The organism is Variovorax paradoxus (assembly GCF_030815855.1).
GTDB lineage: Bacteria > Pseudomonadota > Gammaproteobacteria > Burkholderiales > Burkholderiaceae_C > Variovorax > Variovorax paradoxus_M.
Genome location: NZ_JAUSXG010000001.1, coordinates 701,754 through 713,596, shown reverse-complemented (window position 1 = coordinate 713,596; position 11,843 = coordinate 701,754). Strand labels below are relative to the sequence as shown.

Sequence of the window (11,843 nt, the reverse complement as noted above, 5' to 3'; positions counted from 1 at the left end):
TCAACCCGGAGCCTCGCATGTCCCTCTCCCGCCGCCAATTCGTCGTCCAAGCCGCAGCAGGTACCGCCGCCGCATCGTCCGCGCTCTTCAGCACCGTATCGCGCGCTGCGGCCGCCAAGGAATTCCGGCTCGGCCTCATCACGCCCGCCGGCCACTCGTGGAACCGCGCCGCGGTGAGCTTCGGCGAGGCACTCAAGAAGGCGACCGACGGCCGCCTGAGCGCCACGGTGTTCCACTCGGGCCAGTTGGGCAACGAGTCGGCCATGATGCAGCAGCTGCAGTCCGGCGCATTGGACATGGGCTGGATCCAGGCCGCCGAGCTCGGCTCGCGCGTCTCCAGCGTGGCGGCCATCAACGCGCCGTATCTCGTGCGCTCGACCACCAACGTGGCCTCGCTGGTGCGCACGCCCGCGGCGCTGAAGCTGCTCGACGTGCTGCCGCGCGAAACCGGCACCATCGGCCTGGGCTGGGGCATCACCGGCATGCGCGTGGTGTTTTCCACCAAGCCCATCTCCACGCCCACCGATCTCAAGGGCATGAAGCTGCGCATCAACCCCACGCCGGTGTACCGCGACTTCTACCAACTGCTGGGCGCCGCGCCCACGCCCATTCCCACGCCGGGCGTGTTCGACGCCATGTCCAACGGGCAGGTCGACGGGCTCGAGGCCGACATCGAGTTCTCGTGGAACCAGCGCTTCGACCGCGTCGCCAAGACGATGCTGCCGATGAACGCGCTGTTCATGCCCTTCGCGCCGCTGGTGTCGGGCCGCATCTGGCAGACGCTCGACGCCAAGGACAAGTCGCTCATCACCGACCTGGTGAAGCAGTCGCTCGACGCGCAGATCAGGGACATCGTGACCACCGAACTCGGCCTCGTCGACAAGTTCAAGGCGAGCGGCATCACCATCAAGGGCGACACGGGCTACAACCCCGCGCCGATCATTGCGGAGTTCGACAAGATCTGGCTGCCGAAGGCGCCGCAGATCGCGGAGCTGCGCAAGATCGGCGCGACGCTCTGAGGCTGCGCGCGGCGGACTCTGGTGGCGCCAGCTGACACGGCGGCGCCCCATGGTGGTTCGGCTTCGATGCTTCTTTCGGCTGAAATTCACCAGAACTCACAACGAAGGTGCATCGCGGCCTCGAAATTGCACCGCGGCAGTTCGCCGGGAGGGTTCGCACCAATCGCGTGCGGGCACCGTTTTTGCTTGAATGCGGAAGCATTCACCTCTAACGGATCCGCATGAACAAGCGCCAACTGCTCCAGTCCTTCCTCGCCGCCTCGGCCCTCAGCTTCGGCCTTTCTTCGGCCCTTGCCCAGACCACGACGCCGATCAAGTTCCAGCTCGACTGGCGCTTCGAAGGACCGGCCGCGCTGTTCCTGCACCCGGCCGCCAAGGGTTACTTCAAGGCCGCGGGCCTGGACGTGACCATCGATGCCGGCAACGGCTCGGGCGGCACGGTCACGCGCGTGGCCTCGGGTGCCTACGAGATGGGCTTTGCCGATCTCGCCGCGCTGATGGAGTTCCACGCCAACAACCCCGACAGCCCGAACAAGCCGGTCGCGGTGATGATGGTCTACAACAACACGCCGGCCTCGGTCATGGCGCTCAAGAAGAGCGGCATCGCCAAGCCGGCCGACCTGGCCGGCAAGAAGCTCGGCGCGCCGGTGTTCGACGCGGGCCGCCGCGCGTTCCCGATCTTCGCCAAGGCCAACAACATCGGCGCAGTCAACTGGACCGCCATGGACCCGACGCTGCGCGAAACCATGCTGATCCGCGGCGACATCGACGCGATCACGGGCTTCACCTTCACCTCGCTGCTGAACCTGGAGGCGCGCGGCGCCAAGGCCGCCGACATCGTCGTGTTGCCCTACCCCGACTACGGCGTGAAGCTCTACGGCAACGTGATCATCGCCTCGCCCAAGCTCATCAAGGAGAACCCTGAAGCGGTGAAGAAATTCCTCTCGGCCTTTGCAAAGGGAGCGAAGGAAGTGATCGCCAACCCGGCAGTGGGCATCGAATCGGTGAAGGCGCGCGACGGCATCATCGACAGCAAGCTCGAAACACGTCGCCTGCAGATGGCGATCGACACGGCGATCAACAGTGCCGACGCGCGCAGCGAAGGCTTCGGCGCGGTGAACGCGGGCCGCATGTCGCTGATGGCCTCGCAGGTATCGGACGCGTTCAACACCAAGACGCGCGTGAGCCCTGACGCCGTGTGGACCGCCGCGCTGCTGCCGCCCGCGGCCGAACTCAACGGCGTGCTGCGCAAGTGATGGCGGTGGACGCATCGAGCGACAACGCTGCGCCCTTCGTCGACTTTCAGGACGTCTGGCTCGCCTACAACGAGGAGCTCCTGCGCGAGAACCACTTCGCGGTCGAGGCCATCGACCTGAAGGTGAAGCGCGGCGAGTTCATTGCCATCGTCGGCCCTTCGGGCTGCGGCAAGTCGACCTTCATGAAGCTCGCCACTGGCCTCAAGATGCCGTCGATGGGCAAGATCCGCATCGACGGCCAGCCCGTGACCGGGCCGCTCAAGATCTCGGGCATGGCGTTTCAGGCGCCTTCGCTACTGCCCTGGCGCACCACGGTCGACAACGTGCTGCTGCCGCTGGAAATCGTCGAGCCCTACCGCTCCAGCTTCAAGGCCAGGCGCAAGGAATACGTCGAGCGCGCGCGCAAGCTGCTGCAGAAGGTCGGGCTCGCGGGCTACGAAGACAAGTTTCCGTGGCAGCTCTCGGGCGGCATGCAGCAGCGCGCGAGCATCTGCCGCGCGCTGATCCACGAGCCCAAGATGCTGCTGCTCGACGAACCGTTCGGCGCGCTCGACGCCTTCACGCGCGAGGAGCTCTGGTGCATCCTGCGCGACCTCTGGACCGAGCAGCAGTTCAACGTCATCCTGGTGACGCACGACCTGCGCGAATCGGTGTTCCTGGCCGACACGGTGTACGTGATGAGCAAGAGCCCGGGCCGCTTCGTGGTCAAGCGCGAGATCGAGCTGCCGCGCCCCCGCGAGCTGGAGCTCACCTACACCAAGGAGTTCACCGACATCGTGCTCGAGCTGCGCGGGCACATCGGCGCGATCCGCAACACGGGCATCGGCGCGGCGCAAACAGCGGCCGCCGCGGTATCTCACTGAAGGCGCGCCATGAAGAACACCAAGCAAATCGAACGCTGGTCGCCCTGGCTGCTGCTCGTCGCGGTGATCCTGCTGTGGCAGGTGATCTGCGCGGGCTTCGGCGTGTCGGACTTCATCTTTCCGAGCCCGCTGCGCATCTGGAACCAGTTCTGGGAATTCAAGGAGATCATCGCGGGCCACGCATGGCGCACCTTCTGGGTCACGATGGCGGGCTTCGGCCTGGCCATCGTGGTGGGCGTGCTGCTGGGCTTCGTGATCGGCAGCTCGCGCATCGCGTATGCGGCGATCTATCCGCTCATGACGGCCTTCAACGCACTGCCCAAGGCGGCCTTCGTGCCGATCCTCGTGGTGTGGTTCGGCATCGGCGCCGGGCCGGCGATTCTCACGGCCTTCTTGATCAGCTTCTTTCCGATCATGGTCAACATCGCGACCGGCCTCGCCACGCTGGAGCCAGAACTCGAAGACGTGCTGCGGGTGCTCGGTGCCAAGCGCTGGGACGTGCTCATGAAGATCGGCCTGCCGCGCTCCATGCCTTACTTCTTCGGTTCGCTCAAGGTGGCGATCACGCTGGCCTTCGTCGGCACCACGGTGAGCGAGATGACGGCCGCCAACGAAGGCATCGGCTACCTGCTGATTTCCGCCGGCTCGGCCATGCAGATGGGCCTGGCCTTTGCGGGCCTGATGGTGGTCGGCGCCATGGCCATGCTGATGTATGAGCTGTTCAGCGTGATCGAGAAGCACACGACCGGATGGGCGCACCGCGGTTCGCAGAACCAGTGATGCGGAGCCAATGACACGCGACCAGATCATTCGTGCGCTGCGGCGCGCCGACCAGGCGGCGCGCCGCGCGATGGCAATGGGCCGACATCCGTTCGGCGCCGTGCTGGTTGCCCCCGACGGCGAAACCATCCTCGCCGAGCAGGGGAACATCGACACGGTAAACCACGCCGAAGCCACGCTGGCGCGCCATGCCGCGCAGAACTGGCCGGCCGACTATCTGTGGCAATGCACGCTGGTGACGACCTTCGAACCCTGCGCGATGTGCGCGGGCACCAGCTACTGGGCCCACATCGGCCGCATCGTCTACGGCGCGGAAGAAAGCGCGCTGCTCGCGCTCACGGGCGACCACCCCGAGAACCCCACGCTGAGCCTGCCCTGCCGCGAGGTGTTCGCGCGCGGGCAGAAGAATGTCGAGGTGATCGGCCCCGTGCCCGAAGTGGCGGAAGAAATGATCGCCACGCACCGCGGCTTCTGGGAATCTCGCTAGGCCAGCAGCAGCGTGGCCTCGTCGCGCCAGTAGGCCACTGCCGCCAACCAGCCTTCCCACACGCAGCCGTTGCAGCCCCGCCCGCAGCAGGTGGTGGGCTCGGGCGGCGGTACACGCAGGGCGAGCTGCTGTACAGCCGCCTCGCGCTGAACCGCCTCGATCAGCGCCTGGGCGCTGGCAAGGTCGACAGGAACAGGCAGGTCTTTGTCTGCGAACGACATGGGTTGGCGGCGGTGGCCAGGCACCGCGCGGCGGGCTTGCGCCTTACCAGAAGATCCAGAGTGCAAGGCCGCCGAAGATCGACCACTTCACGAGGTAATACGCCCGCTTGTCCCAGGCCTTGAGCCGCTTGCCGATCACGCGGATCTGGTAGATGTATTTGAACGCGCGGTTGATGCCGCCCGTCTTGTCGCCGGCATCGTTGGGCGAAGCAGCAGCCGCCAGCAGGTTCTTCGCGAACCAGCGGTTCACGGCACTGGCCCAGCGGTATTTCAGCGGACGCTCGATGTCGCAGAACAGGATCACGCGGTCGTGGTCGGTCGTGTTCTCGGCGTAGTGGATGTAGGTTTCGTCGAACACCACGGCCTCGCCGTCGCGCCAGTGGTAGCGCTGGCCGTCCACGTCGATGTAGCAGCCCTCCACGCCCGGCGTCCACAGGCCCAGGTGGTAGCGCAGCGAACCGGCGAAGGGGTCGCGGTGCCGCACCAGGCGGCTGCCGGGCGGCAGCTCGGCGAACATGGCGGCCTTGATGGTGCCGATGCCCTTGAGCAGCTCGGTGGTGCGGGGGCACAGCACGGCGGCCGAGGGATGCGCCTCGTCGTACCACTTCAGGTAGAAGCGCTTCCAGCCGCTCTTGAAGAAGGAGTTGAAGCCCACGTCGTTGAACTGGCTCGAGGCCTTGATGCTGCCGCCGTTGCGCATGGCGAGCGCCTCTTCTCGAATGACCTGCCAGTTCTCCTCGAGCACACGCATTTCGGGGAACTGTGCGGGCGACAGGTACGGCGTGCTCGGCACCTTCGAGAAGATGTACATGAAGGCGTTCAACGGCGCCAGGAAGGTCGAATGATCAGAAAGCTGTCTGAAAAAACGATGCCGGACCTGGCCGCGGAAGTGAACGTAGAGCGCGCTGAGCGCGAAGATGGCGAGAATGACCCACTTCATTAAAGTGTCCTGTAAAGCGGCGTCTAGTGTAATTCTTCACACTTCTTTCGGCTTTCCAGCGCCATTCATGCCCTTGGTGGCCCTCAAGGCCGCAGCAGCTTGATCAGCGCGGCCAGTTCCTCGCCGCCCAGTCCCGCGGCATCGGCCCGCTGGAACAGCCCCGCAGCAAACGCCGGAAATTCGGTGTTGATGCCGGCCTGCTGCGCGGTCTGCAGGATGCGCTGGGTCGCCTCCACCGAAATGCGCATCGGGCTTTGCGAAATGGCGAAGTCGCCCGACTGGATGACCTTGGCTTCGTGCTGCAGAAAACCCCCGAAGGTCGGCATGATCCCCGCCACGATGCGGCCGTATTCCGCCACGTCGAAGCCTTCGTGCTCGGCCACGCGCGCGCCGTGCAGAAAGCCGAGCAGCGTTCCGTAGATGGTCGACAGCGTGGCGAGGTCCATCGCCGCGGCCGCGCTCGCCTTGTCGCCCAGATAGACGATGCCGCCGCCCAGCACGCCGAGCAACGGCTCGGCCGCGCGGAAGACGGGCTCGGCGCCCGACATGAGGATCGGCGTGTCGGGCTGGCCCATCTGGTCGGGCGCGGCCTGTATGGCGCCTTCGAGATAAGTGGCGCCCTGGCGGTGCGCCCAGGCTTCAGCGTCGCGCGCGTCCTGCGGGCTGCCGGTGGTGAGCTGCACCAGCAGGCGGCCATCCATCGCGGCCGCCACGCCGTCCGCGCCGAGGATGGCATCGGCCGCGCGGTAGTCGTACACGCACATCAGGGTCACGGGGCTGGCGCGCACGGCTTCGGCGGCGCTGCGCGCGAGCACGGCGCCCCGGCTGGTCAGCGCCGCGGCCTTGTCCGCCGTTCGGTTCCAGACCGTGACCTTGTATCCCTTGTCGAGGAACAGCCGCGCGATGGTCACGCCCATCGATCCGAGGCCCAATACGGTGATTTCCTTGTTGCTCATGGCAGGTCGTTCGCGAGTTGTGAAGAGGTCTGCATCCTAGGAATTGCACTCTCCAGTGGTCAAGTACCTACAATAAAGTGAGGTACTTACCAAAACGTAAGTAATGAACCAGCAACAGGATCGCAGAGGAATCGAGATGAAAGCCAAGAAACCCTATTCCTGCGGCATCGGCCCCGCGTTCGAGGTCATCGGCGGCAAGTGGAAGGCCGTGATCCTGTGGGAGCTTCATCTGCAGGCGCGCCGCTTCGGCGAGCTGCGGCGGCTCTTGCCCGACATCAGCGAGAAGATGCTGATCCAGCAGCTGCGCGAGTTGGAGGCGGACGGCCTCGTGCACCGCGAGGTGTTCCACGAAGTGCCGCCGCGGGTGGAGTATTCGGAGACCAAACTGGGCGCATCGCTCAACGCGGCGCTCGGCCCTCTGGCCGATTGGGGCGACCGCTACGCCAAGCGCGCGGGCGCTGCGCGCTGAGCGGCGCCGCTCAGCGGTCCACCGCGAGCATCAGCGTTTCCTTGATTTCTTCCATCACCACGTAGCTGTGCGATTCGGCCGCCACGGGCAGCTTCTTGAGGATGTCGCCCAGCAGGTGGCGGTACTCGCTCATGCCGCTCAGGCGCGCCTTCACCAAGTAATCGAAGCTGCCTGAGACCAGGTGGCATTCGAGCACCTCGGGCATGTGCAGCAGCTCCTTGCGGACCTTGTCGAACACGTCGCCCGACTTGGCCGAGAGCTTGATTTCGACGAACACCAGCAGCGTCTTGCCGAGTGCCTCGGGTGACACATGCGCGTGATAGCCGCTGATGACGCCATCGCGCTCCATGCGCTTCACGCGTTCGGCGCAAGGCGATGCCGAAAGGCCGATGCGCTCGGCCAGTTCGGTCATGGAAATGCGGCCCTGGCGCTGCAGCAGGTCGAGGATCTTGCGGTCGATGCGATCGAGTTCGGGCATTTCACTTCTCCGGGGGCGCGAGGCAGCCATTTTCAGTGAATTTCCCTGCAAAACTCTTGAAAACGATGAAATTCACTGCATTGCGCACTTTAGATTTCGTGTATTCACCTTCATTCTGGTAAATACCCATGAAAGTCATCGTTCTCGGCGGCGGCGTGATCGGCACCACGACGGCCTACTACCTCGCGCGCTCGGGTGCCGATGTCACGCTGCTCGACCGGCAGGCCGGCCCCGCCGAGGAAACCAGCTTCGGCAACGCCGGGCAGGTGTCGCCGGGCTACTCGACGCCATGGGCCGCGCCGGGCATTCCGTTGAAGGCCATCAAGTGGATGTTCCAGAAGCATGCGCCGCTGTCGATCCGCCCCGACGGCACGCTGTTCCAGCTGCGCTGGATGGCGGCGATGCTGCGCAACTGCTCGCCCGAGCGCTATGCGGTCAACAAGGAACGCATGATGCGCGTGGCCGAATACAGCCGCGGCTGCCTGCAGCAATTGCGCGCCGAAACCGGCCTGCAGTACGAACACCGCACCGGCGGCACGCTGCAGCTGTTCCGCACGCAGGCGCAGCTGGACGCGGTGCAACGCGACATCGCGGTGCTCGAGGAATGCGGCGTGCCCTACGAATTGCTCGACCGCGATGCGCTCGCGCGCGTCGAACCCGCCCTGGCCGGTGCGCGCGACCGGCTCACGGGCGGCCTGCGCCTGCCGAACGACGAAACCGGCGACTGCCACCTGTTCACGCGCGGCCTGGCCGACATCGCACGCGGCCTGGGCGTCGACTTCCGCTTCGGGCAGACCATCGAAGGCCTCGAGATGGCGGGCGACCGCATCACGGGCGTGCGCACCAGTGCCGGCAAGATCCTCACGGCCGACCGCTACGTGATGGCCTTCGGCAGCTATTCGCGCGCCGCCGTCGCCTCGCTGGGGCTCGACATTCCGGTGTACCCGGTCAAGGGTTACTCGCTGACCGTGCCGCTGCTCGACGAATCGCTGGCCCCGCAATCGACCGTGCTCGACGAAACCTACAAGGTGGCCGTCACGCGCTTCGACAACCGCATTCGCGTGGGCGGCATGGCCGAACTCGGCGGCTTCGACCTGCGGCTGAATCCGCACCGCCGCGCCACGCTCGAAAAAGTGGTGAGCGACCTGTTCCCCGGCGGCGACCTGCCGCGCGCCACGTTCTGGACCGGTCTGCGCCCGATGACGCCCGACAGCACGCCCATCGTCGGCGCCACGCGCTATGCGAACCTGTTCCTCAACACCGGCCACGGCACGCTGGGCTGGACCATGGCCTGCGGCTCGGGCAAGCTCATCTCCGACATCGTGACGGGCCAGCGGCCGGAGATCCGCACCGACGGATTGGCGATGGACCGCTACGAAAGGGGCTCGCCCCGCGCAACGCGCCCGAATCCCGCGGCAGCCCACGCCTGAAGCGGCGGCCGTTCAGGCGGCCGTTGCGACGGGAATGACCGTGCGCGTGCCGCGGTGGATTTCCACCTCGCCATGTTTCGCAAGCAACTGCATCAGGTGCTTGCGAATCAGCATGCCGGGCCGGTCCGATTCCATCGAATACTCGACGCCGCGCCGGCGCGTGTCGACCAGCGCATCGGGGTCGGTCGATTCGAGAATGTCCTTGTCCTCGCGCGTGACCGCCTCGTCGAAGTCGATCAGCATCTGCGCCGTGCAATCGGCCTCGGTGTCGTTGCGGAACAGCCATTGGCACAGCTGCATGCGGCCGTCGTCGATGGGTGTGAAGCAGTTGATGATGATGTGGCGTACGCCGCTCGGATACTCGATGTCGAGCCGGCGCGAGAACGGCAGGAAGTAGGCGTTGCGCATGTGGCGCGTGGTGATCGGGTCGGTCACGCCGCTGATCGCGTGAAACTTGACCGGGTTGGTCGCTTCGATCACCGTCTCGGCATAGAAGCCGCTTTCGTTTTCCACCAACTCGTACTTGCTCGGTTTCGGGCTTGCGGCCACGCCGAAAGTGGCACGGTGCACGAAGCTGAAATGCGAGTTGTCGAACGAGTTCTCGAGCGCGCGCATCGGGCTGGTCTGCCACTCTTCATAGAACTGGAAGATGGTGCGGTAGCCCGGGTCGGTGAACTCCGGAATCGCCGGGATCTCGGCAATGGGCTCTTCCAGCGCCACCCAGGCGTAGCCGTAGCGCGCGGTGCAACGGTAGGCGGTGGTCTTGTATTCCGGCGATATCTCGCGGCCAGACTCGTACTGGGGAATGCGGATCACCTGCCCGCTGCGGTCATAGGTCCAGCCGTGGTAGCCGCACTGGAGGGCGCCCTGCCCGCAGGCCTTTCCTTCGCCGTCGACGCACCAGCCCTTCGAAAGTTTCGCGGTGCGGTGGCAGCAGCGGTCGCGCAGTGCGGCTGGCTGGCCGTCGGCATCGATGAACAGAACGATGTCTTCGCCCAGCAGCGTAAAGGGCTTGGGGCCATGGGCCAGTTCGGTGAGCGGCATGACGGCATGCCAGAACTTGCGGAAGACGGGTTGTCGGGTAACGAGCATGCGTGGACTCCTTCTGTTGTTGCGCGTGGGTACGAACGAACCTGAAAGAGCAATTTCCTGCCGCAAGGGCTGAACGCTTCTACTCTGCGCCACTTGTCATGCAAATTGCGCGCCCGAATTGTGGCATGGCTCATGCATGAACTCCCGCAAGAGTAGAAGCGTTCAGCAGCGCACGCACCACCTGTGTGCGCCCGCCCGGAAATTGCTCTTGAAGAGCCTCTGCCTTCGTGCGGGGGATTCAAGACTCAAAGATCCGAGGCCCCACATGCAACGTCGATTCTTTCTTGCGGCCAGTGCCGCCACCCTTGCCGCTCCCGCTGTTCTTGCCCAAGGCGGCGGCAAGCTGACTCCGCTCAAGTTCACGCTCGATTTCCGCATCAACGGGCAGACCGCGCCGTTCTTCCTCGCGCACAGCAAGGGCTACTACAAGGATGAAGGCCTGGACGTGGCCCTCGACACCGGCGCGGGGTCGGTCGCCTCGATCACGCGCATTGCAAGCGGCGTCTATCAAATGGGCTTGGGCGACATCAGCTCGCTGGTCGAGTTCAACGCGCAGAACCCCGGCACTCCGATGGTGCAGGCGGTGTACCAGTACTACAACCGCGCACCGTTCGTGATCATCGGCCGCAAGGACCGCGGCGTGACGACTGATTTCAAGAGCCTGCAAGGCAAGAAGGTGGCGGCGGCAGCCGTCGAATCGACGCGCCGCGCATGGCCGATGGTGGCGCGCAAGCAAGGCATGCGTAGCGATGCCTTCCAGTGGCAGACCACCGACTTCAGCGCGCGCGACAACGTGATGGTGCGCGGCGACGTCGATGCCGCCACCTACTTTCACGACTCTGCCATTTCGCTCTTCGCACGCATGAAGCCGGAGGAACTCTCGGTGCTCAAGTATGCGGATGCCGGCGTCAACCTGTATGGCAACGCCATCCTCGCGAGCAGCAACCTCATTGCGCAGAACCCCAGGCTGGTTGCGGCCTTTCTGCGCGCGACGAACCGCGCCATTGTCGAGACCTTTGCCAGCTCGTCACCCAGCATTGCGGCCACGCGCCAGCGCGAACCCATGCTCGACGAAAAGATGGAGCTCGAGCGCTGGGGCGTCACGGCGCAGTATGTGGGCGCCGCGGACACGCACGGCCACGGCCTGGGCGACATCAAAAAGCTCACGCTCGAGCAGCAGGTCGACGAGGTCGTCGACGTATTCGGCCTCAAGGTCAAGCCATCGTCCGACGCCATCTTCAACACGTCGATGCTGCCATCGCGCAACGAACGCACTCTTCTCAAGACATGATTCAAGGCATGAACTTCAGCAACAGCCCCACCGTTATCCCTGAAGAAACCGCGCTCGACGAGCGCGACGAGCGCTACCTGCGCAAGGCCATCGTCTGGTCGCATGCGGCGCGCCGGCGCGGCAACCGGCCCTTCGGCTCGGTCATCGTCTCCGCCGCCGGCGAAGTGCTGGCCGAAGCCGCCAACAGCAACGCCGAGACCGGCGACTGCACCGCGCATGCGGAGGTGAATGCCCTGCGCGCGCTAGCGGGGCGCGGCCTCACGCGCGAAGAGCTCGCGGGCGCCACGCTCTATGCATCGGGCGAGCCCTGCGTGATGTGCGCGGGCGCCATCTTCTGGTCGAACATCGGCCGCGTGGTGTTCGGCATCGACGCCGAACGGCTGCGCGTGTTCCGCGGCGAGCGGCAGGAGCAGCGCGATGCGGAACTGTCGTGCCGCGACGTGTTCCGTGCGTCGCCGCATCCGATCGAATGCATCGGGCCGGCGCTGCTCGATGAAGCGAGTGCCGCGCACGACGGTGCATGGAAATGAAGAAGGGGAAGAGGCCCGACTAGACTCCACG

The 11,843-nt window shown here is 65.4% G+C and carries 14 protein-coding genes; 9 read left to right on the top strand and 5 right to left on the bottom strand.

What is annotated here, in order from left to right; all coding sequences use genetic code 11:
* Positions 1-17: 17 nt before the first annotated feature.
* The 5 genes from QFZ42_RS03465 (at position 18) to QFZ42_RS03445 (ending at position 4,405) form a co-directional block, all read left to right on the top strand.
* Positions 18-1,019, top strand: a complete 1,002-nt coding sequence (locus QFZ42_RS03465) for a TRAP transporter substrate-binding protein (RefSeq protein WP_307699609.1) — start codon at positions 18-20, stop codon at positions 1,017-1,019.
* Between the two features lie 221 nt (positions 1,020-1,240).
* Positions 1,241-2,275, top strand: a complete 1,035-nt coding sequence (locus QFZ42_RS03460; protein ID WP_307699608.1) for an ABC transporter substrate-binding protein — start codon at positions 1,241-1,243, stop codon at positions 2,273-2,275.
* The gene (locus QFZ42_RS03455) at positions 2,275-3,138 is read left to right on the top strand and encodes an ABC transporter ATP-binding protein (RefSeq protein WP_307699607.1); all 864 of its coding nucleotides are present in this window, start codon (positions 2,275-2,277) and stop codon (positions 3,136-3,138) included. The genes QFZ42_RS03460 and QFZ42_RS03455 overlap by 1 nt, the downstream gene beginning before the upstream one ends.
* 9 nt (positions 3,139-3,147) lie before the next feature.
* Positions 3,148-3,918, top strand: coding sequence for an ABC transporter permease (locus QFZ42_RS03450; RefSeq protein ID WP_215247881.1), 771 nt, complete (start codon positions 3,148-3,150; stop codon positions 3,916-3,918).
* 10 nt (positions 3,919-3,928) lie between these two features.
* Positions 3,929-4,405 (top strand): nucleoside deaminase, encoded by a 477-nt coding sequence (locus QFZ42_RS03445; protein ID WP_307699606.1) that lies wholly within the window; start codon positions 3,929-3,931, stop codon positions 4,403-4,405.
* On the opposite strand, the gene QFZ42_RS03440 is transcribed toward QFZ42_RS03445, so the two are convergent.
* From QFZ42_RS03440 to QFZ42_RS03430, 3 genes are all read right to left on the bottom strand, one after another.
* Positions 4,402-4,626 carry an oxidoreductase-like domain-containing protein gene (locus tag QFZ42_RS03440; protein WP_307699605.1) on the bottom strand — a complete coding sequence of 75 codons (225 nt, stop codon included), beginning with the start codon at positions 4,624-4,626 and terminating at the stop codon, positions 4,402-4,404. The two genes, QFZ42_RS03445 and QFZ42_RS03440, sit on opposite strands and share 4 nt — an antisense overlap.
* A 43-nt stretch (positions 4,627-4,669) precedes the next feature.
* Positions 4,670-5,566: a lipid A hydroxylase LpxO gene (lpxO, locus tag QFZ42_RS03435; protein ID WP_307699604.1), complete on the bottom strand. Its 897-nt coding sequence runs from the start codon at positions 5,564-5,566 to the stop codon at positions 4,670-4,672.
* A gap of 83 nt (positions 5,567-5,649) precedes the next feature.
* Positions 5,650-6,522 carry an NAD(P)-dependent oxidoreductase gene (locus tag QFZ42_RS03430; protein ID WP_307699603.1) on the bottom strand — a complete coding sequence of 291 codons (873 nt, stop codon included), beginning with the start codon at positions 6,520-6,522 and terminating at the stop codon, positions 5,650-5,652.
* Between the two features lie 136 nt (positions 6,523-6,658).
* On the opposite strand from QFZ42_RS03430, the gene QFZ42_RS03425 reads away from it, so the two are divergent.
* Positions 6,659-6,991: a winged helix-turn-helix transcriptional regulator gene (locus QFZ42_RS03425; RefSeq protein ID WP_307699602.1), complete on the top strand. Its 333-nt coding sequence runs from the start codon at positions 6,659-6,661 to the stop codon at positions 6,989-6,991.
* A 10-nt stretch (positions 6,992-7,001) separates the two neighbouring features.
* On the opposite strand, the gene QFZ42_RS03420 is transcribed toward QFZ42_RS03425, so the two are convergent.
* The gene (locus QFZ42_RS03420; protein ID WP_215247886.1) at positions 7,002-7,469 is read right to left on the bottom strand and encodes a winged helix-turn-helix transcriptional regulator; all 468 of its coding nucleotides are present in this window, start codon (positions 7,467-7,469) and stop codon (positions 7,002-7,004) included.
* A 128-nt stretch (positions 7,470-7,597) separates the two neighbouring features.
* Here QFZ42_RS03420 and QFZ42_RS03415 point away from each other — a divergent pair, with 128 nt between their 5' ends.
* Entirely contained in the window at positions 7,598-8,899 is a 1,302-nt protein-coding gene (locus QFZ42_RS03415) for a D-amino acid dehydrogenase (protein WP_307699601.1), read from the top strand.
* 12 nt (positions 8,900-8,911) lie between these two features.
* Here the strand turns inward: QFZ42_RS03415 and QFZ42_RS03410 are convergent, their stop codons facing one another.
* A complete protein-coding gene (locus tag QFZ42_RS03410; protein WP_307699600.1) occupies positions 8,912-9,991 on the bottom strand; it encodes an aromatic ring-hydroxylating dioxygenase subunit alpha in 1,080 nt (359 codons plus the stop codon).
* 265 nt (positions 9,992-10,256) lie between these two features.
* On the opposite strand from QFZ42_RS03410, the gene QFZ42_RS03405 reads away from it, so the two are divergent.
* Positions 10,257-11,282, top strand: a complete 1,026-nt coding sequence (locus tag QFZ42_RS03405) for an ABC transporter substrate-binding protein (protein ID WP_307699599.1) — start codon at positions 10,257-10,259, stop codon at positions 11,280-11,282.
* A gap of 8 nt (positions 11,283-11,290) precedes the next feature.
* A complete protein-coding gene (locus tag QFZ42_RS03400; RefSeq protein ID WP_307699598.1) occupies positions 11,291-11,812 on the top strand; it encodes a nucleoside deaminase in 522 nt (173 codons plus the stop codon).
* The last annotated feature ends 31 nt before the right edge of the window (positions 11,813-11,843 follow it).

Coding starts and splice junctions, on each gene's coding strand:
- QFZ42_RS03445 (WP_307699606.1), top strand. CDS start 3,929: ATGACACGCGACCAGATCATTCGTGCGCTGCGGCGCGCCGACCAGGCG.
- QFZ42_RS03425 (WP_307699602.1), top strand. CDS start 6,659: ATGAAAGCCAAGAAACCCTATTCCTGCGGCATCGGCCCCGCGTTCGAG.
- lpxO (WP_307699604.1), bottom strand. CDS start 5,566: ATGAAGTGGGTCATTCTCGCCATCTTCGCGCTCAGCGCGCTCTACGTT.
- QFZ42_RS03430 (WP_307699603.1), bottom strand. CDS start 6,522: ATGAGCAACAAGGAAATCACCGTATTGGGCCTCGGATCGATGGGCGTG.
- QFZ42_RS03420 (WP_215247886.1), bottom strand. CDS start 7,469: ATGCCCGAACTCGATCGCATCGACCGCAAGATCCTCGACCTGCTGCAG.
- QFZ42_RS03415 (WP_307699601.1), top strand. CDS start 7,598: ATGAAAGTCATCGTTCTCGGCGGCGGCGTGATCGGCACCACGACGGCC.
- QFZ42_RS03455 (WP_307699607.1), top strand. CDS start 2,275: ATGGCGGTGGACGCATCGAGCGACAACGCTGCGCCCTTCGTCGACTTT.
- QFZ42_RS03405 (WP_307699599.1), top strand. CDS start 10,257: ATGCAACGTCGATTCTTTCTTGCGGCCAGTGCCGCCACCCTTGCCGCT.
- QFZ42_RS03460 (WP_307699608.1), top strand. CDS start 1,241: ATGAACAAGCGCCAACTGCTCCAGTCCTTCCTCGCCGCCTCGGCCCTC.
- QFZ42_RS03440 (WP_307699605.1), bottom strand. CDS start 4,626: ATGTCGTTCGCAGACAAAGACCTGCCTGTTCCTGTCGACCTTGCCAGC.
- QFZ42_RS03450 (WP_215247881.1), top strand. CDS start 3,148: ATGAAGAACACCAAGCAAATCGAACGCTGGTCGCCCTGGCTGCTGCTC.
- QFZ42_RS03410 (WP_307699600.1), bottom strand. CDS start 9,991: ATGCTCGTTACCCGACAACCCGTCTTCCGCAAGTTCTGGCATGCCGTC.
- QFZ42_RS03465 (WP_307699609.1), top strand. CDS start 18: ATGTCCCTCTCCCGCCGCCAATTCGTCGTCCAAGCCGCAGCAGGTACC.
- QFZ42_RS03400 (WP_307699598.1), top strand. CDS start 11,291: ATGAACTTCAGCAACAGCCCCACCGTTATCCCTGAAGAAACCGCGCTC.